Here is a 23,446-nt window from a genome sequence, read left to right as displayed (position 1 = left end):
GCTGATGCAGGTTCTCATCGTCGAGGATAATCGCGATTTGGCGGCTAATATCGTCGATTATCTCGATGCGCGGGGGCATGTTGCGGATACCGCCGGCGACGGGGTTACGGGCCTGCACTTGGCCGTCACTCAGGATTTCGATGCCATTGTCCTCGATTTGGGCTTGCCGGGGCTGGATGGCAGCGAAGTCTGTCGGCGCCTACGAGATGCCGGGATTGCCACCCCGGTGATTATGCTGACCGCGCGCGGCGAGATTGAGGATCGTATCGGCGGGTTAGAGCTGGGAGCCGACGATTATCTCGTCAAGCCGGTTTCGTTGCGCGAGCTTGAGGCGCGCTTGCGTGCTCAAGTCCGGCGCGCTCAGGGCGGATTAGAGCAAACCCGGCTGCAAGTGGCCGATTTGATCTTGGACGAACGGACCCGCTCGGTGACCCGCGCAGGTCAACCCATTCAGCTCGCCCGCTTGGACTATCAGTTATTGCGCTTATTGCTGCGAGAATCGCCGGCCGTTGTCAGCCGTACCCGGCTCGAAACGGAAATCTGGGGCGATACGCCGCCCGAAACCGATAGCTTGCGCAGCCATATCCACAGGCTGCGCCGGGTGCTGGACCGGCCTTTCAAACAGCCTCTGTTACATACGGTCCATGGCGTGGGATACCGTTTGGCAGCACTTGATGAATTATCGGAATAGTTTACGCATACGCTTACTCGCCGCCTTTGCCTTGGTTGGGGCGTTGCTTGGGCCTGTCATTGGCTTTGCGCTACTGCTGTTGGTTTTCGAGGTCGAGGAACGCTCGGTAGCGCGGGACATTCAGACGGAGCTGGCGGCGGTGATCGCTCAGCCCGAGCAATTCGCGCTTCGCGAGTTGCCGGGAATGCCCGGTATTCAAGTGCGCGCGGACGTCCGACTGGACGGGGTGCCGGCGGAAGTTTTGCTATTGCCCGACGGCGTGCACGAATACGAAAACCTCCAAGGTAGTTGGTATGTTGCTCTAGGCACTACGCAAGACGGGCGCTTCGCTGTCATAGAGGACGTTTCTTGGTTAGATCGGCCGGAGCGGATGCTGCTCGTCATCCTGGTGGTGGCGACGCCGCTGGGCCTGTATCTGGCGCTTTGGTTGGGCTACTACTTGTCAAAACGCTTGTTGACCCCGTTGGTGACGCTGGCCGATCGGGTGGCGCGCGATAACGACGATCTTGGCGATAAGCCGCTGGCGATTAACCTCAAAGATGATGAAGTCGGCGCTTTGGCGCGCGCGCTTGACGGTTACCGCGAGCGAATGCAGCAAATGCTGACGCGGGAGCGGGAGTTCTCTGCCGATGTCAGTCATGAGCTTCGCAATCCGCTGGCCGTCATCCAGGGCGCGGTGGAGGTGATTCGCGACGATCCGGGGCTGTCGAGGCGTACCTTAAAGGCCGTCGAGCGTTTGGATAATGCCGGCGAGCGTATGCGCGATACGGTGAATACGCTATTACTGATGGTGCGGGAGCCTTCGCGCAAACTGGACGAAGCCGTCGATGTCGCCGATTGCGTCAGTACCCTTATCGAGCATAACCGACAGGTGTGGCCGGTGACGCCGGCCTGGGTCAGGGTCGCTAAGCCGACCGTACGGGCGCCCCGGGCCGCTGTCGAAATCATTGTTTCGAACCTCATACGTAATGCCGTTACGCACTCCGGCAGTAACGAGGTAAACGTAACGTTGGAGTCAAACCGGCTGATCGTCAGCGATAACGGTGTGGGTATCGCACCGGAGGAGTTGCCTCGCATTACGGAAAGAGGTCGGCGCGGGTGTGCGGCTAAGGTCGAAGGCTATGGGCTTGGGTTGGCGCTTGTACAAAGACTTTGCGAACGTTACGGCTGGCGCCTGGAGATCGAAACCTGCTCGGAAGGCACTCAGGTTTATTGGTGCTTCGCGGTGCCTGCGTGCGAGCAATAAGGTTTGCGTTGCCTCTCTCGTGCGGACAGAGCTGCGCCCCCCGGCTTGCCAAGCGCTTATGGCCGGCAAGGCCGGGGGAGCATTTTGAACTTACCGCCGCTGAATGCGTTTTGCCGGCTTAGAAGTCGAGCTGATAGCCGAGCGTCGCGCTGCGTCCACGCCCCTTGAAGTATTGGTCGTCGCCGTCGCGCGCGGTTTGCGAGTAGTAGGTGAAGTAGCGCTCGTCCAGCAGGTTCTCGATGCCTAAGCTCATCCGTCCCGTCGGCAAGCGATACGACAGCGAGGCGTCGACCAAGCTGTAGCCGTCGAAGCGTTGCAGATTCGCGTGGGTCTGATCGCTAAAGCGGCCGCTGAAGTAATGATTCGCCTGTACCCGCGTAGCAAGTCGTTCTCCCCAGTGAGCGTCCCAGCTCAGAGAAAGTCGCTCGGGGGCGATGTTCATGCCGGTGAGCTTGGTATCGGTGCGGCCGTCGCCGGTGGTATCGGATTTGCCTCGATTGCGTGCATAGGCTACTCCAAGGCGTTGGGCGTCGCTCAGTTGCAGTTGGCCGCTGAGCTCCACGCCTTGGATTTCGGTTTTTTCGCGGCTACCGACGAACACGCCGTTTTCTTGCGTGAGGCGTTCGCCAAGGTCGGAGTTGGACTCGTAGTAGCTGAGTTCGATACTCGCCAGGCGCCAGTTGATGCGGGTGCCGATTTCGATGTTGTCGGTGACAATGGGCGTCAGCTCCAGCAGGTCGTCGACATTTTGCCCAGGCTCGTCGATGCTGCGTAGCACGCGGCCCACGTCCGGCATCCCGAAACCTTCCGAGTAGTTGGCAAACAGTTGCGCCCACTGCGTGACCTGAAAGACAGCGCCGACGTTGAACAACGTTTCGTCAAAGCTGGGGGCTCCTCCGGCGACGGTGACTAAGTCTTCTCTGACGTTGCCGCGGTCGAGGGTTTGAAACGTGTCGACATTGAGCTGTGCGTATTCGTGGCGTACCCCGGCGTGAAGCGTAAGCGGGGGTAATAGGCGGAAATGGCCTTGCAGGAATGCCGCATAGTTGCGGAATTGGCTTTCCGGAACGTAGTCGCGGTTGGTTTGCACGAGTTTTTGCCGGGTTTCGTCTTGCAGCAGGTCAACGCCGGTCGCCAGCGATAGGCGACCGTTGAGCAAGTCGCTCCGTCGTAGCGTTAGCTTGGCGCCCAGTTTGTCCGATTCGTTGCGCGATTGATCGCGCCGCTGGTTGCCCTGGTCGTCTTCGAACGGAAAGTGCGGTGTGGTGCCGAATTGAGCGCGGAACCGTTGGTAATAGATTTGCGTCTCCAAGGCATTGCCGAACCAGTCGCTGTGGCTATAGGCAAGGTTGACGGTTGCCGCCCGATTATAGGGCGTTTGGCCTTCCGGCGTGCCGCGGCGAGCACTCGTCGGGGTGCCGGTGGAGCGGTCGCCGTCCACCGTAATGTAGTTGCCCTTGTTGTTCATTTCGAAGTGGTTAACGGACAACTCGATATTTTGGTCGTCGTCCAGCCAATACCCCAGTTTGCCGAACATGTCGTAGCTGATTGAATCCTGAATTTCCCCCTGGACCGTCTCCATCCCTATCCGTCGGCCGCCGCCGTCGAAGAAGGCGCCGTGCTCTTGGCGGCTTACGGCCCCGACATAGTCCAAGTTGCCTCGCTGACCGCTGGTTCGGTAGCCCACTTTGTGGCCAAGGCCTTCCGAGCCGAAGTCGTTACCGGCCGTGACGCTGGCTGAAACGTGCTGCCTCGATGCTCCTTCGTCGCGCGCCGAGTGACAAAGTTAATAATACCCCCGGTGGCGCCAAGCCCGTGTTCGGCACTGGCGCCGTGGATAACCTCGATGCGCTCGACCATGTCCAGGTCGATGGTGTAGCTGTCCCGCGAACTATCGCGCAGAGGCGTAGATTGCGGGACGCCATCGACAAGAAAGAGCGGTGAGCGGCCTCGGAAGGTTTCGCCGGAGTTTGTCATTTTCTGGCGGCTGGTGGAGTAGCCGGGAATTAGATTGCTGAGGATTTGGCCTCGGTCGCTGGTGATAGCTAGTTGTTGTTCGATCTGCTCGCGGCTGATTATCGTGACCTTCTGCGGCGTTTGGCCCTCGCTAACGCGGCTCCGGGTGGTAGAGACGACAAGGGGCGATAAAGACGCGGAATGGGCGCCGCTCTCTTCGGCAGCGGCGACGGAAAGCGCAGTGCCCGGAATGCCGCACGCTAGGACAACCGGTGTCAGCCAAGATCCCCGCGCTTTAGTGAATATTCCCATACGGTAACCTTTCTTCGTTATATCGATGTGCCCAAGGAAGCGGAGAGAAGCGGGTTCTTGACCGATGGATGCTCGGCGTTGCCCGTCAGTTCTGATGGGTGAAAATAATAATGATTAGCATTTGCTAGTGCAATTATCGCTTGAGCGGATAGATGTATGCGAATTGCTTGCGAAGCAGAAAGGGGAGTTATTAAGGCGGAGGTTTGCCACTGCGTTGGTCAAGCGGCCGCAAACAGTGGCAAACCAGGGGGCGGAAGTGCGTTAGGGGATGACTTTGCGCGCTTTTTCCAAATAGGCGGCACCGAATTGTTGGGCTGCTTCATACTGGGCGGTTTCCGATGCCACATGCAGTTCTTCTAGGGTGTCTGCCAGTGCGGTTAGGTCGGCGTTGATCTTCTCCAGCGCGTTTTCCAGCGTATACGTCAGCTCGTGAATCCGGTGCATGTCCTCAGCCGTCAGGGTGTCGTTTTCGAGTATGGCTGCTAACCGTACGTTGTACTCGGAGAAGTTGGCGACTGCCTGCTCTAAGGATTCGGCCGGAAGCCCCTGGAAATGATCCACTCGTTCTCCAGCGGTGGCGGTCGCCGTCATTAAGAGTGCGGTTGCTAATATAAAGCGCTTCATTGGTAACTCCTTGAAACCGTTTTTGTTGTTGGATTTCGACAGGCGACGTGCCTATCGAGCCGGGAAGGGTTTAAGACGTTTAAGTAATAATGATTCTTATTATCTCCTATTGGAGGCAAGAATCAAGATGTATGGCTGCGCTTGGATGGGGTACTTGCTATCTTCAGCGAATACCCCGAGAACCTTCGGAGCTGCTGGAATGCAGCGCAATGCCCTGTGCCCGGTAGGTGTTTTAAGTAAGCGCCTACGTTCTGTCTTAGCGGCACCGGCAAAAATACGAGGTGATTATGCGGGAGATAGCCAAGCGCTCCGCGGTCGCCGTTGCCCTGCCATTGGTCGGATGTTTGTTCTTAGCGCTAGTTCTAACGTTGCAGTGGGGGGAGAGCTTGCAGCGGGTGCAGCGGGTGGAACAATTAACCGAGCTTGCGATCGGCGTGAGTTCAATCATCAGCGCGCTGCAAGACGAGCGCGGCGCAACAGCGGTGGCTCTTAGCGGGGTGCCGGGGTTTGCCGAGCTGGTGCCGGAACGGCGGGAGGTGACCGACCGGCGGCTGGATGAAGCCGAGCGCCTGTTTGAGCGTTTTCGAACCGAATACGACAGCGGTGCGTTGCCGTTAGAGCTGAATATGGCGTTAGCGGCACTGGACGAGCTTTCCATGCTGCGAAGCAGGGCTGATCAAGGGGCGGCGCCTTCGGCGACCGTGGAGGCCTATACGCGGATCATAAAGCGCCTCTCGCAGGTGATAGACGCGGTTGCGTTGGATATCTCCGTGCCGGAGCTGGCAACGCAGGTCGTAAGCTTCCAGCGTTTGATGACGTTTATCGAGTATTCGGCGAGGGAGCGCAGTCTGGGGGCGGTATTACTTGGAACGCCCGGTGCTAACGAAGCCGATGCCCAAACACTGGCCAATAATCTAGCGTTACAGGAGGCACTCCTTGACCAGTTGCGGATGTCTCCGGTGGGCAGTGTAGACCGCCAACTGTACGAAATCGCGTCCGAAAATCCCTACGCCATCGAGTTGCAAGCTTTTCGGGAACGGTTGCTGGACCCGTTGCAGTTGACGATGCCGGATGAGCAAGCGGCGATGCAATGGTTTTTACTGTCCAGCCGTTACATTCTCGAGCTGGAGGCCATCCTTGGACGTGGGGCCGAGGAACTCGATGCGGCCGGCGTTAGGTTGGTCAATCTGGCGGTGGCTTATTATACCGGCCTTGGTACTGGCTTGCTTGCGCTGCTGGTGGCATTGGTCTGGGTTAGCGCGATACTCAGGCGGCGCCTTCTTTGGCAGATGGAGGCAGAGCAGCGCGATGCCGAGCATATCCGCTTCTTGGGTCGGCACGATCCGTTAACCGGCCTTCCCAATCGACACTATTTCGAAAATTTACTGGAAGAAGAGCAACGTGCCACACTCGATGCCGGTGAAATTATCGCCCTGCATGTGCTTGATATCGTCGACTTTAAGAAGGTAAACCGGGTATGGGGAATCGCGGCGGGTGACGCGGTGATCCGTGTCGTCGCAAAACGCCTTCGTGAAGTGTTGCCGCCTGACGGCTTGCTGGCTCGGCTCTATGGCGATCAGTTCGCGATCGTGCAGCCGGATGTTAGCGATAAGGCCGATGCCGAGGGTCTGGCGCGAAGGTTGATTGAGGCGTTCGCCGAGCCGGTAAGGGTAGAAGAGCGTGCGATTTCGCTACACATCCGCATCGGCATTACGTTGTATCCGCCGAATGCGACAACTTACGATGCGCTGATGCGCAATGCCGACCTTGCCCGGCAGCATGTGGTGGAGGGCGGCGGTTATACCTTCTACGTTTCCGAAATGTATCAGGGCTACCTGGCGTCGAAAGCGTTGATGCGAGATCTAAAGCAGGCGACGGAAGCCGGCGAATTCCAGCTTGTTTACCAGCCGAAGATCGATCTGGCGACACAGCGTTTAGCCGGCTTAGAAGCTTTGATACGCTGGCGCCATCCGGAAAAAGGCTTGATTGGACCGGCGGCGTTTATAGCGGAAGCGGAGCGCAGCGGTATGATCGTTCCCATCGGAGCGTGGGTTTTCGCGGAGGCCTGTCGTCAACTCAAGGCATGGAACAATGCCGGCCTGCGGATGCCGACGGTTGCCGTTAATCTTTCGCCGGTGCAGCTGAAACAAGCAGATCTGGTCGAGCAGTTTAGAGACACTCTCAAACGCTATGACATCAAGCCTGCGCAGCTTGAACTGGAAGTGACAGAGAGTACCTTTATCGACGATATCGGCGCCTCGTCGGTTACGCTGCAACAACTTCGGGATCTGGGGGTCTGTGTCGCTATCGATGATTTCGGAACGGGTTATTCCTCTTTAACGTATTTGCAGCGACTGCCTGTGGATCGCCTCAAGCTCGACAGAAGCTTCGTCACCGCATTGGAGGCCAGCGCACAAACCGAGCGCATCGTGGAAGCCATCATTACCCTGTCCCATGGGCTTGGGTTGCGGGTAATAGCGGAGGGTGTGGAAACCGAGCAACAGCTGACGATGCTGCGCGCTAAAGGGTGCGACGAGGTGCAGGGGTTCTGGTTTTCTAAACCGCTAATGGCGGATGAGCTGATCGCGTGGTTGAAAGCCAGGACGAGTACGGCTTCAGACTTAGGGTAGCCTGAAGCCGTACTCATCGTGTCAGCGATCCGCGAGCCGATTCCTAATCGTAAACCAATACACCCATAGCAGGACGATGACTTGAAGTGGGGCGCGGATGAAAAGGTACGTTGGCCCCCACGCGTGCCCCCCATCGGAACATGATGAATCGCCGCGTAAATGTTGGCGGGGAAGAACAAAATGAGCACGGCGGCTGCAACAAAGCCTGCCGCTCGCCGGTAACGAGGTATAAAGAAACCGACTGCGATCGTAAACTCCAATAGCCCTGTCAGATATACGAGTAGTACCCGTTCGGGCACCCAGGTGGGTAGCATGTGCGCCATGGCGTCCGTTTCAACAAAGTGCCCTATACCGAAGAAGATAAACAAAATGCCAAGCCCTAAGGCGGCAGCCCCCCGGAGGTCGAGATCGCGATGAGTAAGGCTTGATAAGGCGCGAGCAAATAGATAAGGCGCCGTCATTAGCACAAGTATGATGATGGGTGTGGTCACGCGCAGATTCTCCGTCCAATCGGCCAACAAGCTCTCGCTTTACCTGTTCTATTATGGGTGACGGCCCGCCCGTGTTGCTTTCGTTATGGGACGGAATGGCGGATGGGCGGCGCGAAACGCGGTTTAACGTAGACCGATGGCGGTGTAGCGGGCGCCGTATAGCGCGTTGGTTGCACAAAGCGCTGAAGCAAGCTCCGGAGGAGCTTGCTTCAGCGAGGGCGTAGCGTTTAGTACGGGCAGTTGCCGCGATAGTCGGAAATTTGCCGATCGGCAGTGTGGTCGACGTCGCACAGGAACGGTTTGTAGCGTTCGTCCTCGTCGAGATGCAGCTTCATCCAAGATATCCCGTAGCGGCTGAGTACATCGTTATGCCGATTGTCGCCATTGGCGCACCAATGAGTGCCATTGTTGATTTCGACGTAAGCCTTCGGAATCGAGTCCGGCAGGTTGTCGTAGAACGGCGAGGCATGCAGACCGACCGGCGCGACGGCATCTAGCTGACAGGCGAAGATCAGCGTCGGCGCTTGAGCGTCGCGCGCGTGCCTGCGAGTCGTGTCCCACGGTGCTAGCGGAATGGCTGCGCGGATGCGGCCTTCGGTGCCGACCCGAAGCGTACCACCGCCGCCCATGGACCAGCCGATTACGCCAAGACGATCCGGGTCGATCATGCCGTAGATGTCGCTACGCGACCTATCGTTTTGCTCAAGCAGATAATCCAGTGCGTTGTTGATCTGGCGTGCCCGGCTCGGCGGTTGATCAAAGCCCGTGCGGGTGTCGATGGTCAGGACAACGAAACCGTGCGAAGCCAGTTTCGGGCCCCACCATTCGATGGACCCTTCCGAGGATATATAGCCTGGAATGACAACGATCGCTGCCATGGTGCCTTCCGCGCTGGTCGGATAGTGAATCGTGCCGCCACCAAAGCCGCCAACTAAACTGGACACCCGGCTAGTGCTTACGCGATAAGGCCCGCGGTCCGCTTCCAGAAAATCCACCGACGGATCGGGGCCGCGGGCAAAGCCACAACCTTCAGAATTGTCGCATGCTGCGGCTAGGCCGCTATAGCCATCGTCGGGGTTCATGGCAAATGCGGCTGCCGAGATCAACAGCGAACCCGCCGCCAGCAGAGATAGCAATAGATTTCCTTTGTGTTGTTTTATCATTAGGTTTTCCTTATTTGTTTGTTGGTGTTGTGGGTAGATGGCGGTTCTAGGTTGGTGCAATAGGTTCGGTTTGTGTGATCGCCGATTGTTGCTCGTATTTTGCTAAACCTGCCGCCTGTCAAGAAGCATAGTCCAGAAAATATCGAGTGCCAACATTGGGTTGTGTGTTTGTATTTTTTGGAAAAAGCATTGTCTGTTTTCGGCGACAGGCCTATTTTTATGCGATTTTTATGGTGATTTGTTTGTTGCTTGGTTGTATTTTTTTTGGGCTTTGTTTGTTATGTAAATTTGTTTTTTTCTTGGCTTTTGTTTGTTTTTTTGGTTTTGTTGATTTTCATATGCCTTTGATGAGGTAGGGATTGTGTTTTTTGTAAGGGAGGATTTTTCTAGCTTTGTTTGGCTGGTTTCCTGTCTTGGCAGGCTTTTTCAACGGGAGGAGATGCGCGCTGTAGGCCATTATGGGCGAGCATGTACTTGAGAGTGTTTCGTTAGTATATAAGTTGCCTAATATGGCGCGTGTAACTGAGCATGTTTTTTATGTCGCTTGGTTGCAACACATTTCTGATGTATCTCTAGGGCCGCCCCGATGCCCCGAACTTGTTAAAGAAACGGGTTGTCGTACCATACTGGCCCTTCACCCATAAGCTGCCGGGATTCAGACTGATGCCCATCGAAGAAATACGCCATCCCTTGATTCGTCATAAGCTGGGGATCATGCGGAAAATCGATACCAGCACGAAGAGCTTTCGCGAGTTGGCGCAGGAGGTCGGCGCGTTGCTGACCTACGAAGCCACGAAAGACCTTCAACTTGAGCCGCATACCATCCAGGGGTGGGCCGGCCCGGTGGAGGTGGAGCGACTGGCGGGTAAGAAAATTACCGTCGTGCCGATTTTGCGCGCGGGTATAGGCATGTTGGATGGGGTGTTGAACCTCATTCCTGGGGCCAAAGTAAGTGCGGTCGGCGTTGTGCGTAACGAAGAGACGCTACAAGCGCATGCTTATTTAGAAAAGCTGGTGGGCGAGTTGGATCAGCGGTTAGCGTTGATCGTCGATCCGATGCTGGCTACCGGCGGCTCTATGATTGCGACGATCGACATGCTTAAGAAGGCCGGTTGTCGCGAGATCCGGGCTCTTGTATTAGTGGCCGCGCCCGAAGGTCTTCGTGCGGTCGAAGCCGAACACCCGGACGTTGTTATCTATGCGGCGGCGGTCGATCGGGGTTTGAACGAAAATGGCTATATCATGCCAGGCCTGGGAGATGCCGGCGATCGCATTTTCGGTACCAAACAAAAGGACGATTAAGGCCCCGCTATCTAACGGGCCGGCCGGCGGTCAGGGCAGCCGCCCGGCCCACTGGGCGAAGGTAAGATCGCGCCGGCATTGTAGCGCCTCTTCCATGAGTCGGCGGCCGATCCCTTGCCCTTGAGCGCGAGGCCGACGAAGACCATGAAGCCGAGGAGACTCCCTGATATGCTTACCCCAAAGCCTACCGAATACGAGGACGCGCGCATGCAAACCGCCAAGCAGGACGTCGAGCAGCTGCTGAAGAATCTGCCGGACGACAGCACCTACGAGGACATCCAGTACCACCTGTACGTGCTGGAGAAGATCAAGCGCGGCGAGGCCCGTGCCCGGACCGAAGGGACGTTGACCCAGGAGCAGGCTGAGGCGCGACTGTCGAAATGGCTTACCAAGTAGCTTGGTCGCCCGAAGCTGTTGAAGACGTCGAGGAAATCGCGGCCTACATCGAGAAAGACTCCCCGCAGTACGCCCAAGCCGTCGCGGATCGGATCGTGGCGTACTCCCGCCGCCTGAACCACTTGCCGCTGCGGGGGCGTGTCGTCCCCGAGCTGGACGACCCCAGCTACCGCGAAGGCTTTTATCTACAGCTACCGGATGATCTACCGCGTCGAGGACAGCGGAGTGCTGATCATCGCCGTGATCCACGGCAAGCGTCTGCTGACCTCCACCGCCGACCGTTTCGACGACGAGCTTTAGACCGCCTTCCCGCCCGGCCCGCTGGGCGAGGGTAAAACGAAGGCCGCTAGCTCATCCGCGCTGCGCCATGACCAGGGCGGCGTGGCCGGTGTGTTCGTCGATCTTTTCCGCCACTTGCTCAAAGCCGCAGCCTTGGTAGAACCTAATGCTCTTTCGGTTCTGTTTGTAGACGGTGAGGGTAAGATCGCGCCGGCGTTGTAGCGCCTCTTCCATGAGTCGGCGGCCGATCCCTTGCCCTTGATAAGCCGGAGCGACGAACAAGGCGGCAAGTGAATCTTCGCGTAGACAGAAGAAACCTCTGATCGTGTCGCGATCTGCATACACATACGTCTCCGCATTCGGAACGTAGATATTGCGCATGTCATCCGCTTGCGAGCGCCAGAAAGAAGGAGCGATGAAGTCGTGGGCTTCGATGGAGGCGGCGAGCCAGATGTCGATGATTTGCTCGATGTCGTCGGCTTGAAAGCTGCGGATCACGGTACGGTCCTCTTGCTCGTTGGTCGATTGATTCCGGCAAGAGCGTAAGGGGAGGTAAATGCTGTGTATTGAACAAATGCGTCAAGGCCCGACTTACTCGAAGTCGCCGTAGACGTCGATCAACACATTGCGCCGTTTCAGGTATTCGCCGGGTGTGCTGCCGATCCGTTGCTTAAGTTGTCGGATCAGGTGGGATTGATCGCTAAAGCCGAACGTTTGCGCTAAGGCGGACCAGTCTAAGGGTTGCCTGGCATGGCGATAGGCGTAGGCAAACAGGTTGTTGAATTTCAGCATCGCTCTGTACTCGCTAAGCGTTATGCCGGTGGTGCGGCTCATGGCGCGTTCCAAGGTGCGCTTGGAGCAGCCGAGCTGAGCGGCCAATTGTGCATGACTGTGGAGCGCTTCTTCCGCGTGGTCGTGGCCGTACCAAGCATCCAGGTAAGCCATTGCCCGCCGTGCGAGTAGGAAATACTCATCTTGCCGGGCGACCGCCATAGCGCGCGATAGCACGCTGTCTAAATGCTCAACGGCGGACTCGGGCTGAGCGCCGAGGTCGATTGAGGACGAGCCATCGACTAGGGCTAAGTCTGGGTAGTCGGTGACGTCTGCCGTTCCTATCGGATCTGCGGCGCCTCCGGATAAGCCTAACCAAGCGTAGAGCGTGCCGGCTTTGAACGCGATGCCGAGCCGTTGGAGGGGGTAGGTTTCCTCCAGGCGCAGCGTTTGCCGGTTGGCAAAAAGCAAGTGTGAGCCGTATCCCTCGAATACGTCTTGCCCTGCGACGTACCGAAACGGTTGCGTAGCCGGGGTAAGCACGTAATGCGAGAGCGGGGAAGGTGGGAGTAGGGGCGATACCCGCTGCGTGGCATCGGGTTCGCCGGCGGCTTCCAGATACCAGTAGCACTCGATGAAGCGTCTTAGCGCCGGCTTGTTAGGAACGCGTCGCCAGGTATTCATTCTTCCGGGTTTTACTCAAAGCGTCTTTAAAGCGCGAGCTGCGATATCGGTAACGGTTTGTGGATGCCATAGCCTTGCCCGAAGACCACTCCGATCTTTAGCAAATGCTGGCGGGTCGTGTCGCCCTCTACATACTCCGCAACGGTCTCGATACCCATGACTTTGGCGACATCGGCAATCGCCTCTACCATGGCAGCATCGACTTTGTCGGATACGATATGCTGAATAAAGGTGCCGTCGATTTTCAAGTAGTCGATGGGCAAATTGCGTAAGTAACCAAACGACGACATGCCGCTGCCGAAGTCGTCCAGTGCAAAGCGGTAGCCGTTGTCTTTGAACGTGCGCATTACTCGTGCGGTAGTCACGATATCGGTCACGGCAACCGTTTCCGTCACTTCGAAACAAACCTGTTGCGGATCGATGCCCGCCCGACGTGCTTCCGCGATGACGAATTCGGACAATCCCTCGTCATTGAGCGTAGCGCCCGAGAGGTTGATGGATAGCACGAGGTTGGTTTCGCTATGCCGGTTAGTTTCCGCAATAAACTCAAAGCCCTTGCGAATAACATAGCGGTCGATGCTTGGCATGAGCCCGTATCGTTCCGCCGCTGGGATAAAAGCCATCGGCGGCACCAGCTCGCCGCCGGCCGCGCGGAGGCGAACTAGCGTCTCATAACGCTCGCAGGTCTCCGGTGCGCCGCTCAAGGGCTCGATCTTTTGTGCGTGTAGCTCAAGCCGTTCGTCCTTGAGGGCTTCTCTGAGACGCCCGACCCAATCCATCTCGCGCCAGCGGGTAACCACTTCATCGTCTCCGAAACGATACAGTTGAACACGGTTGCGCCCTTTCTCTTTCGCTAAGAAACAGGCCGAATCGGCTGCGCTCATCGCTTCGCGCAGAGGCAAGCTGCTATCGGTCAAGGTGACCAAGCCAACGCTGACGCTACCTCCGAAAACACGCCCTTCCCAAACGAACTCAATCTCCTTGATGGCTTGTCGTAGTGTTTCCGCGGTCGCTAGCGCGTCGCGTTCCGAACGATTCCAGAGCAGGATGCCGAACTCGTCGCCGCCTAAACGCGCGATTAAATCCTGTGGTTGAAGGTGGCTGGGCAGCGTATCGGCGATCAGCTTCAGTAGTTGATCGCCGGCATAATGCCCGGAAGTGTCGTTCACTAGCTTGAACTGGTCCAAATCGAGGTAGAGCAACGCATGCGGTGTACCCTCGGCCGAGAGTTGCTCGATGGTCTCCCCCAATTTCCGCTCGAACTCGCGGCGATTGCAAAGCCCGGTCACCGAGTCGTGGGTTGCTTGATAGCGTAGCTCCTCCGCGAGTCGGTGCGTTTCCGTGACATCGTGACCTTGAATAAAAACGCCGGATACGCTGCCGTCGTTTTCGACAATCGACTGAAGAATAAAATCTACGTAACGGTGGCTGGGCGTACCGCCGACTTCCTTCTGCAATGTGACGGGTACGGCTTTGCCGACATAGCGGGTGCCGCTGTGATAGACCTCCCTCAGCAGCTCGACGAATCCTTGGTCGGCAATCTCAGGAATTGCATCGAGTAGCGGTTTGCCGATGATCTTACGGTGGCCAACAAGCTGATAATAGGCTTGATTCGCTAAGCTAAAACGAAAGTTTGGCCCATGTAGAATAGCAACGAAGCCAGGGGCTTGATCGACCAGCATCTGTAGTTGCCGTTCGCGGTCTGGCGAGCCTAAAGCCTTCTGCATATATTCCGCTTCCGCTCTCGCGAGAGGCTCGGCATCGGCTTTATCCACCTGGCGGCTTTCGGTATGAGATGTCTCGGTAATACTGGCCAAGATGAAGGCGATGTTGCCGTCGTCGTCGAAAATGGGCACGTGAGCAATGTCGTACGGGTGATAGAAGCCGGAGGTTGAGGTTTCGTCTTTCGGCTCGAAGCAGCAGTAGAGATTGCGCACGGTATCCGGTGTATGTTGCTCTAATACATGGTTAAGCGACGCGCGAACCGCTTCCCGTTCGTCCTGTCCTGCCAGCGGTAACAGTTCGCACAAATCCAGCGTCGTGCGAGCTTTCCTGTCGGGAATGGCTGTTAACTCAAGATAGGCGCGATTGACATCGACAACCACAAGATCCCGATTCAGCAAGATAGCGGAGCAAGGAGAGTGTTGGAAAACTTCTCTGTAGTAATCGCTATCGACCAACGACACGCTCATTATCCTTCGTACTTCATGAGCCCGCAGATGCTCGTCTGTCTCTACGCTATTCTACTTAGGACATGCGCCCGGCCGGTACGCTCGACAAGCAAAGTAGATCCCAGGGTAAAAAAACGTCGGCGCTTTTGTACACCGCAAGGCCTGCCTCTAAACGGATGCGCATCTCAGCCTATAGAGAAGAACCTGCGGGAACTCAGCCCCGCGTCGGCTATTCGGACAAGCCGTTAAATTTTCGACACCTCCAAAGCGGCTGCATATCGCTTAACGTCGTCTTCTCGTATCCGATAAACAAAAAGAGGCAGGCATGACTATGAAACAATCAGCCCAATGTGCGAGCAAGGCCATCCACTCCACGAGCGCCATCTACCACATTGCGAAAGCCACCGTGCGGCACGGCGAGCAAGCTGTGGTTAACGAAATGGCGGAGATGGAACAGGCGAAGACAAACGCAAGCTTTTGCGAAGCGGTAAAGATTGCCGCTACACGGTATGAGGCGATCATGTCGTTATCGGATAAGGGGGCGGAGTACAAGGCGATGAGCGAGCGGCTGGATCGCGGGGCCGAAGACTTTCAAGCCGAACAAGCCCTTTGGGCATAGAGAGCGGATCATGAAAGACGTACTTGAAGCGACATTTCGGGCCGAACTTGCCGACAAGCACGGCTCGAAGGTTGAGCTATACAGCCGAGAGGTGATACTTGGCGCACGCTATATGGGTTTTCGCAACTTAAGTGGGCGAGTGCTCGGTGCAGAAGAGCCGATGAGCCTTGGCGAGTACCTGGTGCATAATCTACTCGGCCCGGAAGAGCGCAAGTCCGTATTTACCTCTCCTTACGATCTTGGCAATCGAGCCGCGCTGGACTCCGACGCGGCTCGTCAACAGGCGCTTTCGCGCTACCTCGGCGGGTTGACGGCGAGCGTGGACAACGTGCCAAGACGGACGATAAGCAACGTCGAAGACGTGCTCAAAAAACTAAAGCACATCGTGCGCGATCTGACCGGCTATGACTACAAAGCCTATACCGAAGGCTGCATCGGCTGCGCCGATGCCCATGAGAGCGCTTCTTATGCCGTGAAAGCGCTCTGTACCTTATTCCGGTATCGGCTAGAGTGGCCGAAGGCGTTTAGTCAATTTAATCCGCCGTCGCCCAAAAAAGCGAATCTAGAGCTGCGGGACGCCCACCCCTTACGGTGGCACGACGATACGCCGGAGAAAGGCGTGTCTATCTACGCCGACCTTAAGTTGAGCCTCACGCATGGCATGGATGCGGAAGACGTAGAGACGTTGGTGCCGATCCTGAAGCGCATTGCGGGGCGGTACGCGGAAAGCTCTTTCGTAGTGCCCACGTTACTGGCACTGCGAGTGGATAACCCGCACCTGAAGGGGATGCTGCCCTCGCTAAAGGAGATTGAGCGGGCGTTACCTTTGGGTGAGCGGGTATTGCCGGAGCGCTTGGATAAAAGCCTGTATGTCGGCCTGGTGATGCGAGAGATCGAGCATCGAGTGGCGGGTAAACAGTACATCAACGAATTTCTCGCGGGCGATAAAGCGGCCGTTCCCCGTGTCGGCAATAGCGCCTACGAGGCTCTTAGTAACGTGCTGGTGGCGCAAGCCAAGGAGGACGAAGGCGGCTTCCGAGCAGCAATCCGCCGCCTCACCGGCCACGATTTCTCCGATGAGGAGTTTACCCGAGCAAGTGCGCTTAGCGAGTGCCTGCGCTGGTTTGTGAAAAGCCCCCTCGAGCACGATTTGCGCTACAACCGCCTGGAGTTGTTGGCGGCCTTGATCGCCTGCTTGGGCCGTGCTGCCGAGCGGATTACGATTAAGGCATACTGGTACCGGAAAGAAACGTCGTCGAATCGGCCTGTTTACTATTTGGAACGCGTACAAGGGTTTAAAGATCTGGCCGGAATTCCGGAGTTCTACCAGGAATACTGGTTCAGGCGCTACGCCCTGGTGCTTTCAAGGCTGGTTCTGAGCGAAGATCTCTGGCACGAAAACAACCAATTCGAGCAATTTGAATGCGCGCGTATTATACGGCTATTCCAGACGCATTCCTTTCGCGACGCCGCGGCACTCGTTAATGCTTACCTTAAGGCGTCTCGGTCGCCTCCTTCGGTAGGTGGGCCACCAGGAGCTTGAGATAGAACAAGGGTAAAAACCATTCTAATCCCACCGGCGCTTTCAGTACGTATAGCGCCATGAGCAGGCTGCCGGTATACATGATCAGCGCGACAGGCCGTTGCAGATACGCAGGCGTGCAGATAATCGCCGTCCCTGCGATCAGCAAATAAGCCGCGGCAGTGGTTAGCCATGCAACGTCCAGCCCCAGGAATAGCCACGACACCAGTGCAAGATGCACGACATGAAGGGCAATAAAGCCGGTATGCTGCAACGGGCCTTGGCTAGCGCGGTGGTACCAACGTTTGCCGGAGGAAGAGGCATTCGTGACGATGCCGCCAACGAGGTCGAAGGCGAGCAGAGCACAAACAAGGTATTGAAGGGTTGACCAGTGCGCCACCTCCGACAACGCTACGTAGAAGACCGCCGTAACGGCGGCCACAAGCGGTAACAGAAACTGAAGCGCTAGCTCGGCTTGTGTCGCTCCTGGGCCTGCAAGTCGATCTAGTACGCCGGCTAAGCCCTCGCGGGGGAGTGGAGCATTCTTTTCTGTTGTCATTGCAAAGCTCCTCATGGCGGGTGTGCTGCTTTCGTATGCGTCCCCACTTCGCTCGAGCCACATTGATGGGCGGCAACGGTTAACCGAGCATATCAGCATATCTAATGGACCACGGTATGGCACGCCTTCATGCTTAGATTTGCCGGCGGGCCGCGCTGTGGCAGGAATCCGAAGAAAGGCTCTGAGCCGGCAAAGCGAACGGCGCTTGGCCACTAGGAGGAAGTATTTCGAACAACGCTAAGACCGACACCCCATCGCAGCGTCCCAAAGAGAGGGCGCACCTGCTCCCAATGGTTTTCAGTTTGCTCGTCTTCGCAAGCGGCTGCTGGGCCTTTCTGGAGCTGGCCGACGAAGTCATGGAAGGCGAAACGCTGACCATGGACGAGCGAATTTTGTTGGCCATGCGGGATCCTGCCGACCCATACCAACCTGTTGGCCCGGTATGGTTAGCCGAGTTCGGGCGGGACGTGACGGCGCTAGGAGGCGTTGCCGTGCTGCTGATTATTGTAACGGCGGCGGCGGGGTATACGCTGCTTTCCCGTAAGTACCGAACGACGGTGTTTATGCTAGCCGCCGTTGGCGGAGGGCTTATTCTCAGCACTGTGCTGAAGATCGTCATCGATCGCCCGCGTCCGGATCTCATTTCCTACGAGGCAGCCGTGTATACCGCCAGCTTTCCGAGCGGACACTCGATGATGGCTGCGGTGACGTACCTAACGCTCGCCGTGCTGCTGGCAAGAATCCAGCCGCAGCGACGGCTTAAGATTTACTTGGTGGCCATAGCCATTGCCGTGACGATAGCGGTTGGCGTTAGCCGGGTTTATGTCGGCGTTCATTGGCCGACCGACGTATTGGCCGGGTGGGTCGCCGGGGCGGCCTGGGCCGGCCTATGCTGGTTCCTCGCGATCTGGCTGCAGCGGCTAGGCGTTGTCGAGCCCGAAGAGTAACTAAAGGCTATTTGACTCCGCTCCACGGGGGGATAAACGAGGCACGTCAATCGATTACTTGCTGCCTGGGACTCGAGTATGGGCAGCCTGTTCAAACCTCGTTCTTCCCGTACGGTTTTCTCATTCATGGCCGAGTTCGAATGCCCCTGTTTCCGTGTCGGCAGGTATCAGGGTGGAACTCACTGTGCTTTGGTCGGTCGAGAACCTATATAAGAGTAACGACTCTCAATAAATCGCTGTTGGGGCGTTTAGCGGGCGTTGCGTTCTCTTTTCGCGTTGTTTGGAGTGTCTCGAAATGGATCTTGAGCAGGTTCTGCAGCAAGCTTCCGTGCTCGCTCAGGATATGCTTGCCCCGCGCGCCGAAGCGGTGGACCGAGAGGCGCGCTGGCCGAAGGCGGAGGTCAGGCAACTGTTGGAGGCCGGGCTTGGCGGCTTGGTGTTACCTCGCGAATTCGGCGGGCTGGGCCAGGGGCTGCTCGGTCTAACGCGCGTATGCGAAACGCTCGGCGGCGCCTGTGCATCTACGTCAATGTGCGTTGGTATGCACATGGTGGGCTCTGCGGTCATCGCAGCCAGGCCCACGAGCGTACAGGCGGAACGCTATCTACGCCCGACCGCCGAAGGTAAGCACCTGACGACGCTGGCGTTGAGCGAGCGTGGCACCGGTGCGAACTTTTATATTCCTCAAACCACACTTGCACGTCGGAGCGACCACTACGAGGTCAATGGGCACAAGGCCTTCGTCACCAACGGCGGCGAGGCGGACTCCTATGTGGTGTCCGTTGTCTCGGTCGCGGGGGATGCCGCACCGGGCGAGTTTTCTTGCGTAGTCGTGCCGGCTAGGACTGAGGGAATGCGGTGGTCCGGTCCGTGGCAGGGGTTGGGTATGCGCGGTAACTCCTCCCGGTTGTTAGATCTGCACGGTGTTCGGATACCGCTGGAGAATCTGCTGGGTGGGGAAGGCGATGAGATCTGGTATGTCTTAGAGGTGGTGGCGCCGTACTTTCTTGCCGCCATGACGGGAACCTACCTCGGCATTGCCGCAAGAGCCGTTGCTATCGCGATCGACCATTTGCAGGGGCGCTATTATGGCCACACACGCCATTCGTTAGCGAAGCAGGACGTGCTCCAACACCGGCTCGGAGGGCTGTGGGCTAAGGTGGAACGAACCCGACAGCTTGCCTACCATGCCGCTGCCGCTGCCGACCAGGGAGATTCGACAGCACTGCCGGCAGTGCTGTCCGCTAAGGCCGAAGTTGCCGACTGCTGTGTGGATGTCGTTAACGATGTGATGACGCTGACCGGCGGCCAGAGTTATGGAGAGAACTCCGAACTAGGACGCCTGCTGCGCGATGCTCGGGCGGCCCACGTCATGGCTCCGACGACAGATATACTGCGCACCTGGACCGGTCGAATCCTGTTGGGTGAGCCTATGCTTGGCAACGAGTAGGGATCGACTCGAATGGCGACGTTAAGCCAGCTCCGCGAGCGGCTTCGATTTCTCGTGCTATATCAAGTCGGGGATGTCGAAAGCGAACAAACTAGGGCTGGGCTTGCTGCCGATGGACGCCTTAATCTCGAGTGGTTCGAAGAGCTGTCCGCGATGGTCGAGGCGTTGGCGGCGCTGGATGCAGCTTCCCTGCCGGTAGCTGTTCTCTGCCCCGGCGTAGCAGAGTCGGGGCGAGCGGTGTCGGAGCTGCTTCGATGCCGTTCCGACCTACAGGTTGTGGTGCTTACTACGGTGGACGATCCGCGTAGCCTGAGCGAGCTCTTTCGCCATCGTCCGGTGTCTGCTCGCCAGGTAGAGTTGCTGCCCGCGGTCGGGGAGGAACTCGTCGCCGGTATCTTGGCCGTCGGCGATGCCACCGTACAACGGGCTATGCACCGACAGGCGATCCGTCGCACCTCGGAGCGGTTGGCAGAGGTGCGGCCGCGGGTTCTCGATCTGACCGCTGGCTCCGTGCGGCATGCCATTATGGAATCTTTGCCCGCGGGGCTGATTGTGTTGAACGATACCGGCTACGTGGTAGAGATGAATGCCCTAGCGCGGGAGATGTTACAGGGGCCTGGTTGTGCGGGCGTCGGCTCCAAAAACGCGATAGAGCACGTGGATACGTTGCTCCCCAAATGGTCGGGCCAAACCGGTACGGCAACAGCCGAGGAAACGGTGAAGATATCGGCTGGCGAGCAAACCCGATACCTGCGGGTACGTAGCGCGTTACTCGGCGGCGATCGCGACAAACCGCTGGGCACCCTGATCACTTTGGAGGACGTAACGGAGCGAACACGTCTTGAGGCGGAAATAGCCGCGCGAACCCGCGAGCTGGAAGAGGCCAATGCTCGCCTTGAAGCACTCTCGCACACGGACCCGTTAACAGGGCTTTGGAACCGCCGCTATTTCGAACGCCGGAGTTGCCGTGAGCTTGAACGAGCGGAACGGAACAGCTCGACGCTGGGCTTGCTGATGCTCGATATCGATCGCTTCAAATCCATTAACGACAATTACGGACACGTGAGCGGCGACACCGTACTGAAAGCGCTGACAGCCCGCCTGGACGGCAAGCTCCGTTCCACAGACATGCTCGCGCGCGTCGGTGGCGAGGAGTTCGCGATCCTGCTGCCGGACTGCGATGAGAGCTATGCTCTGGAAGTGGCCGAGCGTCTGCGTGTAGCGATTGCCGATACCCCCATTGTTATAACCAAAGACTTGGTCCTGCCGGTCACGATTAGTATTGGTATCGCCGTGAGTCGCTTAGCGGGCAATCGCGCGGATTCCTGCGAAAAGCGTTTGAAGGCGCTGATGCAGTTAGCGGATCGGCGCCTCTATCAGGCAAAAGCCTCAGGCCGCAACCGCTCCGTTGCGGCGGAGCCATCGTGATGCGGCATCATGCCGTGACCACGCACAAACCCGCTGAACCGGCCAAGCGAAAGGCGATCGGCCACTAGAAGCGAACAAGCTTGGCTCCCAACTCCTGGATACGGCTCAAGGCGTCGCCTGGGTCGAGTAAGTTCTCCGGAAGATAAAGCCCGGGCGAGAGCGGCGTGCCGCCGGTCAGGCCTAGTAGGCGCTCGATGGCGAGTGCAAGTCCGCGCGCGCTCAGTCCCTGGTGTACGTCTTCGTCGCGTAGCGAATAACGAACATGCTCGATACGTCCATCGGCTTGTTCCCCGCTTAGCTCTAGTACGACCTCGTGAAAGCTTTCGCTGGCGTCGGCGTCGCGCACGGCGGCATCGAAGCGAACGGACTCGGCGCCGGTGGTCGCCGCGATACTGACCACATCGAGGAGCGGGTAGGCCTGTCCTTCGCGCTCCGCGCCGGTACTGTCGGTAAACAGTCTGTTAGCTTCCTCGGCGTCGGCCCAGATCCAGCGCCCATTCTTCCGCATCAGCGGGCGGGGAGCGGCATCCGCGACACGGTCGGTATCCGACTGCGTGGTGTCGCCTGCGATTTCCTCCGCACCGAAGATCGCGCCGATCGCTACGCTGCGAACGACGCGAAAATCGCGTGCAAACCGCAGTGCTGCCAAAGTCGCCACGCCGCCAAGATGGTGTCCGAGCAGCGCAATCGGTGCACGGGCCGGTTGCTGCGCGTAAAGCGCAATCTCCGGCGCAATTTCGAAGGCATAGTTGGAAAATGCGATATAGGGAATCTTGCGGGCTTGTGCAAAGCGCATCGTGTTAAGCCCAGAGTCCTTGAGCAGAACGACAACGGTGCTGAACTGTGCGTCGGCGGCTAGCCCCAGATCGGGGCGGGCAATGTCTACGGTGACCGCGTCGGCGTTGCCTACGTCGGCGGCCAGCGCGCTCGCCTTGATTGGATTACGCCCGGCAATCGTAAGCGGCAGGTTCGGGTGCAGTTGCCGCAAAAGGTGCGCGGCCCGACGGCCGACCGTGCCGTAACCGCCGATGAGGAGGACGGAGCTTGGCGTGTGATTAGTCATGATGAACTCCTGCTTTACACGGTTACTGGGCGGGCTATTGAGCCCGCCGTAGCACGGCGCCGGATTGTCGTAGTTTCTCGACCATGTAGTCCGGGCTTATCAAAACCTCCGGCAGGTAAAGCCCCGCCGGTACCGCAGACCCTCCGTTCAAGCCCAATAAACACTCGATGCCTACCGCCACGCCGACCGCCGTCATAGGGGCCTGGCCGGCGGGGTGTACGATCTCGTAACGCGCTTGTGCGTTGTCGCCCTCGCGTAGGCGGCCGCCGATCTCAATAACGATTTCCGTCGAGAATGGCTCGCCCCGGCGCCGGCTCGCCGTTTCCCCCAGGGCAAAGTCAAATCGCACCGACTGGGCTCCGGTCGCGTTGGCAAGGCTTAGCGGGTCCAAGTTCGCCAGCGCCTGGCCGTGTACTGCGGTTCCGTCAACGCTGCTGAAAACCCTCGTAGCCTCCTCGTCTCCTGCCCAGGTCCATTGGCCGCCCTTGAGAATCAAGGGGCGTGGTGCAGCTTGTGTTTGCCGGACGTAATCCGCGTGCGCGGAAGGGCCGCCGAGGTCTTGCTCGTCAAGCAGGGCAGCGACCGAAATGGTGTCGATATGCTCGAAATCGCGTGCGAAATAAAGCGTGCCCAACGTGGCTGTTCCGGCCAACCAGTTGCTCAACATCAGAATCGCCGAGTCCGTCGGGCGGTGGATGAAGTGCGATACCTCCGGGCCGATTTCGAAGGCGGCGGAGGAAATGCCGAGATAAGGAATGCGCTGCTGTTGGGCAAAGCGAAGCGAGTTTAAGCCGTCGTCCTTCAGGAACATGGCAACGGCACTGTAAGCCGCGTCTGCGGATTGGCCGAGATCCGCGCGATTAAGATCGACTACGGTTGCATCGGCATTACCCAGCTGTTCGGCGATAGCCTCGGCCTTCGCTAGAGTGCGGCCGCCGATGGTAATCGGCAGTTCCGGTTGAAGCCGCCGAAGTGCGGCGGCGGCCTGTGAGCCGACAATGCCGGAACCGCCAACGATTAGTACAGACGGCGAGGGGGTGGCGTACATGATGGGTATCCTCATTGGTTGAACGGATAGTCACCGCTAGCAAGTTACGCTTGGTAGGTTACTGTTGGTAGGTTATCCTGTCAAGCATGAATCG

The 23,446-nt window shown here is 57.9% G+C and carries 21 protein-coding genes; 11 read left to right on the top strand and 10 right to left on the bottom strand.

Annotation, left to right across the window (positions count from 1 at the left end):
• Positions 1-4 precede the first annotated feature (4 nt).
• Positions 5-691, top strand: coding sequence for a response regulator transcription factor (locus CAI21_RS09590; protein ID WP_116302084.1), 687 nt, complete (start codon positions 5-7; stop codon positions 689-691).
• The gene (locus CAI21_RS09585) at positions 675-1,937 is read left to right on the top strand and encodes a sensor histidine kinase (protein ID WP_181919351.1); all 1,263 of its coding nucleotides are present in this window, start codon (positions 675-677) and stop codon (positions 1,935-1,937) included. Before CAI21_RS09590 ends, CAI21_RS09585 begins: the two co-directional genes overlap by 17 nt.
• A gap of 118 nt (positions 1,938-2,055) precedes the next feature.
• Here the strand turns inward: CAI21_RS09585 and CAI21_RS09580 are convergent, their stop codons facing one another.
• The 3 genes from CAI21_RS09580 to CAI21_RS09575 all read right to left on the bottom strand — a co-directional run bounded on the left by CAI21_RS09580 (position 2,056) and on the right by CAI21_RS09575 (position 4,829).
• Positions 2,056-3,591, bottom strand: coding sequence for a TonB-dependent receptor (locus CAI21_RS09580; RefSeq protein WP_220347878.1), 1,536 nt, complete (start codon positions 3,589-3,591; stop codon positions 2,056-2,058).
• Entirely contained in the window at positions 3,570-4,205 is a 636-nt protein-coding gene (locus tag CAI21_RS23780) for a TonB-dependent receptor plug domain-containing protein (RefSeq protein WP_220347867.1), read from the bottom strand. The genes CAI21_RS09580 and CAI21_RS23780 overlap by 22 nt, the downstream gene beginning before the upstream one ends.
• A gap of 261 nt (positions 4,206-4,466) precedes the next feature.
• Entirely contained in the window at positions 4,467-4,829 is a 363-nt protein-coding gene (locus tag CAI21_RS09575) for a DUF6746 family protein (protein ID WP_116302082.1), read from the bottom strand.
• A 287-nt stretch (positions 4,830-5,116) separates the two neighbouring features.
• On the opposite strand from CAI21_RS09575, the gene CAI21_RS09570 reads away from it, so the two are divergent.
• Entirely contained in the window at positions 5,117-7,459 is a 2,343-nt protein-coding gene (locus tag CAI21_RS09570; protein ID WP_116302081.1) for a putative bifunctional diguanylate cyclase/phosphodiesterase, read from the top strand.
• 718 nt (positions 7,460-8,177) lie between these two features.
• On the opposite strand, the gene CAI21_RS09560 is transcribed toward CAI21_RS09570, so the two are convergent.
• The gene (locus CAI21_RS09560) at positions 8,178-9,113 is read right to left on the bottom strand and encodes an alpha/beta hydrolase family protein (RefSeq protein ID WP_116302080.1); all 936 of its coding nucleotides are present in this window, start codon (positions 9,111-9,113) and stop codon (positions 8,178-8,180) included.
• A 663-nt stretch (positions 9,114-9,776) separates the two neighbouring features.
• Between CAI21_RS09560 and upp the strand changes: the two genes are divergently transcribed.
• The 3 genes from upp to CAI21_RS09540 all read left to right on the top strand — a co-directional run bounded on the left by upp (position 9,777) and on the right by CAI21_RS09540 (position 11,146).
• On the top strand, positions 9,777-10,415 hold the full coding sequence (gene upp / locus CAI21_RS09550; protein WP_116302078.1) for a uracil phosphoribosyltransferase: 639 nt from the start codon (positions 9,777-9,779) through the stop codon (positions 10,413-10,415).
• A 168-nt stretch (positions 10,416-10,583) separates the two neighbouring features.
• Entirely contained in the window at positions 10,584-10,811 is a 228-nt protein-coding gene (locus CAI21_RS09545; RefSeq protein WP_258868060.1) for a hypothetical protein, read from the top strand.
• Positions 10,796-11,146: a type II toxin-antitoxin system RelE/ParE family toxin gene (locus tag CAI21_RS09540; protein ID WP_258868059.1), complete on the top strand. Its 351-nt coding sequence runs from the start codon at positions 10,796-10,798 to the stop codon at positions 11,144-11,146. The genes CAI21_RS09545 and CAI21_RS09540 overlap by 16 nt, the downstream gene beginning before the upstream one ends.
• 16 nt (positions 11,147-11,162) lie before the next feature.
• Here CAI21_RS09540 and CAI21_RS09535 read toward each other — a convergent pair whose 3' ends face one another.
• From CAI21_RS09535 to CAI21_RS09525, 3 genes are all read right to left on the bottom strand, one after another.
• Complete coding sequence (locus CAI21_RS09535; RefSeq protein ID WP_116302077.1) at positions 11,163-11,588, bottom strand: N-acetyltransferase; 426 nt, start codon at positions 11,586-11,588, stop codon at positions 11,163-11,165.
• A gap of 93 nt (positions 11,589-11,681) precedes the next feature.
• Positions 11,682-12,545, bottom strand: coding sequence for a helix-turn-helix domain-containing protein (locus CAI21_RS09530; RefSeq protein WP_116302076.1), 864 nt, complete (start codon positions 12,543-12,545; stop codon positions 11,682-11,684).
• Between the two features lie 26 nt (positions 12,546-12,571).
• Positions 12,572-14,737, bottom strand: coding sequence for a sensor domain-containing protein (locus CAI21_RS09525; RefSeq protein WP_116302075.1), 2,166 nt, complete (start codon positions 14,735-14,737; stop codon positions 12,572-12,574).
• A gap of 304 nt (positions 14,738-15,041) precedes the next feature.
• Between CAI21_RS09525 and CAI21_RS09520 the strand changes: the two genes are divergently transcribed.
• Positions 15,042-15,335, top strand: coding sequence for a hypothetical protein (locus CAI21_RS09520; RefSeq protein WP_116302074.1), 294 nt, complete (start codon positions 15,042-15,044; stop codon positions 15,333-15,335).
• A gap of 10 nt (positions 15,336-15,345) precedes the next feature.
• Positions 15,346-16,878: a hypothetical protein gene (locus tag CAI21_RS09515; RefSeq protein WP_116302073.1), complete on the top strand. Its 1,533-nt coding sequence runs from the start codon at positions 15,346-15,348 to the stop codon at positions 16,876-16,878.
• Here the strand turns inward: CAI21_RS09515 and CAI21_RS09510 are convergent.
• Positions 16,829-17,416, bottom strand: a complete 588-nt coding sequence (locus CAI21_RS09510) for a hypothetical protein (protein WP_116302072.1) — start codon at positions 17,414-17,416, stop codon at positions 16,829-16,831. The genes CAI21_RS09515 and CAI21_RS09510 overlap by 50 nt on opposite strands.
• 290 nt (positions 17,417-17,706) lie before the next feature.
• Between CAI21_RS09510 and CAI21_RS09505 the strand changes: the two genes are divergently transcribed.
• The 3 genes from CAI21_RS09505 (at position 17,707) to CAI21_RS09495 (ending at position 21,241) form a co-directional block, all read left to right on the top strand.
• Positions 17,707-18,363 (top strand): phosphatase PAP2 family protein, encoded by a 657-nt coding sequence (locus tag CAI21_RS09505; protein WP_116302071.1) that lies wholly within the window; start codon positions 17,707-17,709, stop codon positions 18,361-18,363.
• A 295-nt stretch (positions 18,364-18,658) separates the two neighbouring features.
• On the top strand, positions 18,659-19,813 hold the full coding sequence (locus tag CAI21_RS09500) for an acyl-CoA dehydrogenase family protein (RefSeq protein WP_116302070.1): 1,155 nt from the start codon (positions 18,659-18,661) through the stop codon (positions 19,811-19,813).
• 12 nt (positions 19,814-19,825) lie between these two features.
• On the top strand, positions 19,826-21,241 hold the full coding sequence (locus CAI21_RS09495; RefSeq protein WP_116302069.1) for a sensor domain-containing diguanylate cyclase: 1,416 nt from the start codon (positions 19,826-19,828) through the stop codon (positions 21,239-21,241).
• A 64-nt stretch (positions 21,242-21,305) separates the two neighbouring features.
• Here the strand turns inward: CAI21_RS09495 and CAI21_RS09490 are convergent, their stop codons facing one another.
• Positions 21,306-22,304, bottom strand: coding sequence for a saccharopine dehydrogenase NADP-binding domain-containing protein (locus CAI21_RS09490; RefSeq protein ID WP_116302068.1), 999 nt, complete (start codon positions 22,302-22,304; stop codon positions 21,306-21,308).
• A 34-nt stretch (positions 22,305-22,338) separates the two neighbouring features.
• A complete protein-coding gene (locus tag CAI21_RS09485) occupies positions 22,339-23,352 on the bottom strand; it encodes a Rossmann-fold NAD(P)-binding domain-containing protein (protein ID WP_116302067.1) in 1,014 nt (337 codons plus the stop codon).
• Positions 23,353-23,446 lie beyond the last annotated feature (94 nt).

The sequence above is a fragment of the Alkalilimnicola ehrlichii genome, assembly GCF_003399765.1.
Lineage (GTDB): Bacteria > Pseudomonadota > Gammaproteobacteria > Nitrococcales > AK92 > AK92.
The sequence above is the reverse complement of the archived record's forward strand: the minus strand, read 5'-3'. Positions and strand labels throughout refer to the sequence as shown.

What these genes read in the sequence shown, in the direction of transcription:
- CAI21_RS09590 (WP_116302084.1), top strand. Translation starts at nt 5, where the DNA reads ATGCAGGTTCTCATCGTCGAGGATAATCGCGATTTGGCGGCTAATATC.
- CAI21_RS09585 (WP_181919351.1), top strand. Translation starts at nt 675, where the DNA reads ATGAATTATCGGAATAGTTTACGCATACGCTTACTCGCCGCCTTTGCC.
- CAI21_RS23780 (WP_220347867.1), bottom strand. Translation starts at nt 4,205, where the DNA reads ATGGGAATATTCACTAAAGCGCGGGGATCTTGGCTGACACCGGTTGTC.
- CAI21_RS09575 (WP_116302082.1), bottom strand. Translation starts at nt 4,829, where the DNA reads ATGAAGCGCTTTATATTAGCAACCGCACTCTTAATGACGGCGACCGCC.
- CAI21_RS09570 (WP_116302081.1), top strand. Translation starts at nt 5,117, where the DNA reads ATGCGGGAGATAGCCAAGCGCTCCGCGGTCGCCGTTGCCCTGCCATTG.
- CAI21_RS09560 (WP_116302080.1), bottom strand. Translation starts at nt 9,113, where the DNA reads ATGATAAAACAACACAAAGGAAATCTATTGCTATCTCTGCTGGCGGCG.
- upp (WP_116302078.1), top strand. Translation starts at nt 9,777, where the DNA reads ATGCCCATCGAAGAAATACGCCATCCCTTGATTCGTCATAAGCTGGGG.
- CAI21_RS09545 (WP_258868060.1), top strand. Translation starts at nt 10,584, where the DNA reads ATGCTTACCCCAAAGCCTACCGAATACGAGGACGCGCGCATGCAAACC.
- CAI21_RS09540 (WP_258868059.1), top strand. Translation starts at nt 10,796, where the DNA reads ATGGCTTACCAAGTAGCTTGGTCGCCCGAAGCTGTTGAAGACGTCGAG.
- CAI21_RS09530 (WP_116302076.1), bottom strand. Translation starts at nt 12,545, where the DNA reads ATGAATACCTGGCGACGCGTTCCTAACAAGCCGGCGCTAAGACGCTTC.
- CAI21_RS09525 (WP_116302075.1), bottom strand. Translation starts at nt 14,737, where the DNA reads ATGAGCGTGTCGTTGGTCGATAGCGATTACTACAGAGAAGTTTTCCAA.
- CAI21_RS09520 (WP_116302074.1), top strand. Translation starts at nt 15,042, where the DNA reads ATGACTATGAAACAATCAGCCCAATGTGCGAGCAAGGCCATCCACTCC.
- CAI21_RS09515 (WP_116302073.1), top strand. Translation starts at nt 15,346, where the DNA reads ATGAAAGACGTACTTGAAGCGACATTTCGGGCCGAACTTGCCGACAAG.
- CAI21_RS09510 (WP_116302072.1), bottom strand. Translation starts at nt 17,416, where the DNA reads ATGACAACAGAAAAGAATGCTCCACTCCCCCGCGAGGGCTTAGCCGGC.
- CAI21_RS09505 (WP_116302071.1), top strand. Translation starts at nt 17,707, where the DNA reads ATGGTTTTCAGTTTGCTCGTCTTCGCAAGCGGCTGCTGGGCCTTTCTG.
- CAI21_RS09500 (WP_116302070.1), top strand. Translation starts at nt 18,659, where the DNA reads ATGGATCTTGAGCAGGTTCTGCAGCAAGCTTCCGTGCTCGCTCAGGAT.
- CAI21_RS09495 (WP_116302069.1), top strand. Translation starts at nt 19,826, where the DNA reads ATGGCGACGTTAAGCCAGCTCCGCGAGCGGCTTCGATTTCTCGTGCTA.
- CAI21_RS09490 (WP_116302068.1), bottom strand. Translation starts at nt 22,304, where the DNA reads ATGACTAATCACACGCCAAGCTCCGTCCTCCTCATCGGCGGTTACGGC.
- CAI21_RS09485 (WP_116302067.1), bottom strand. Translation starts at nt 23,352, where the DNA reads ATGTACGCCACCCCCTCGCCGTCTGTACTAATCGTTGGCGGTTCCGGC.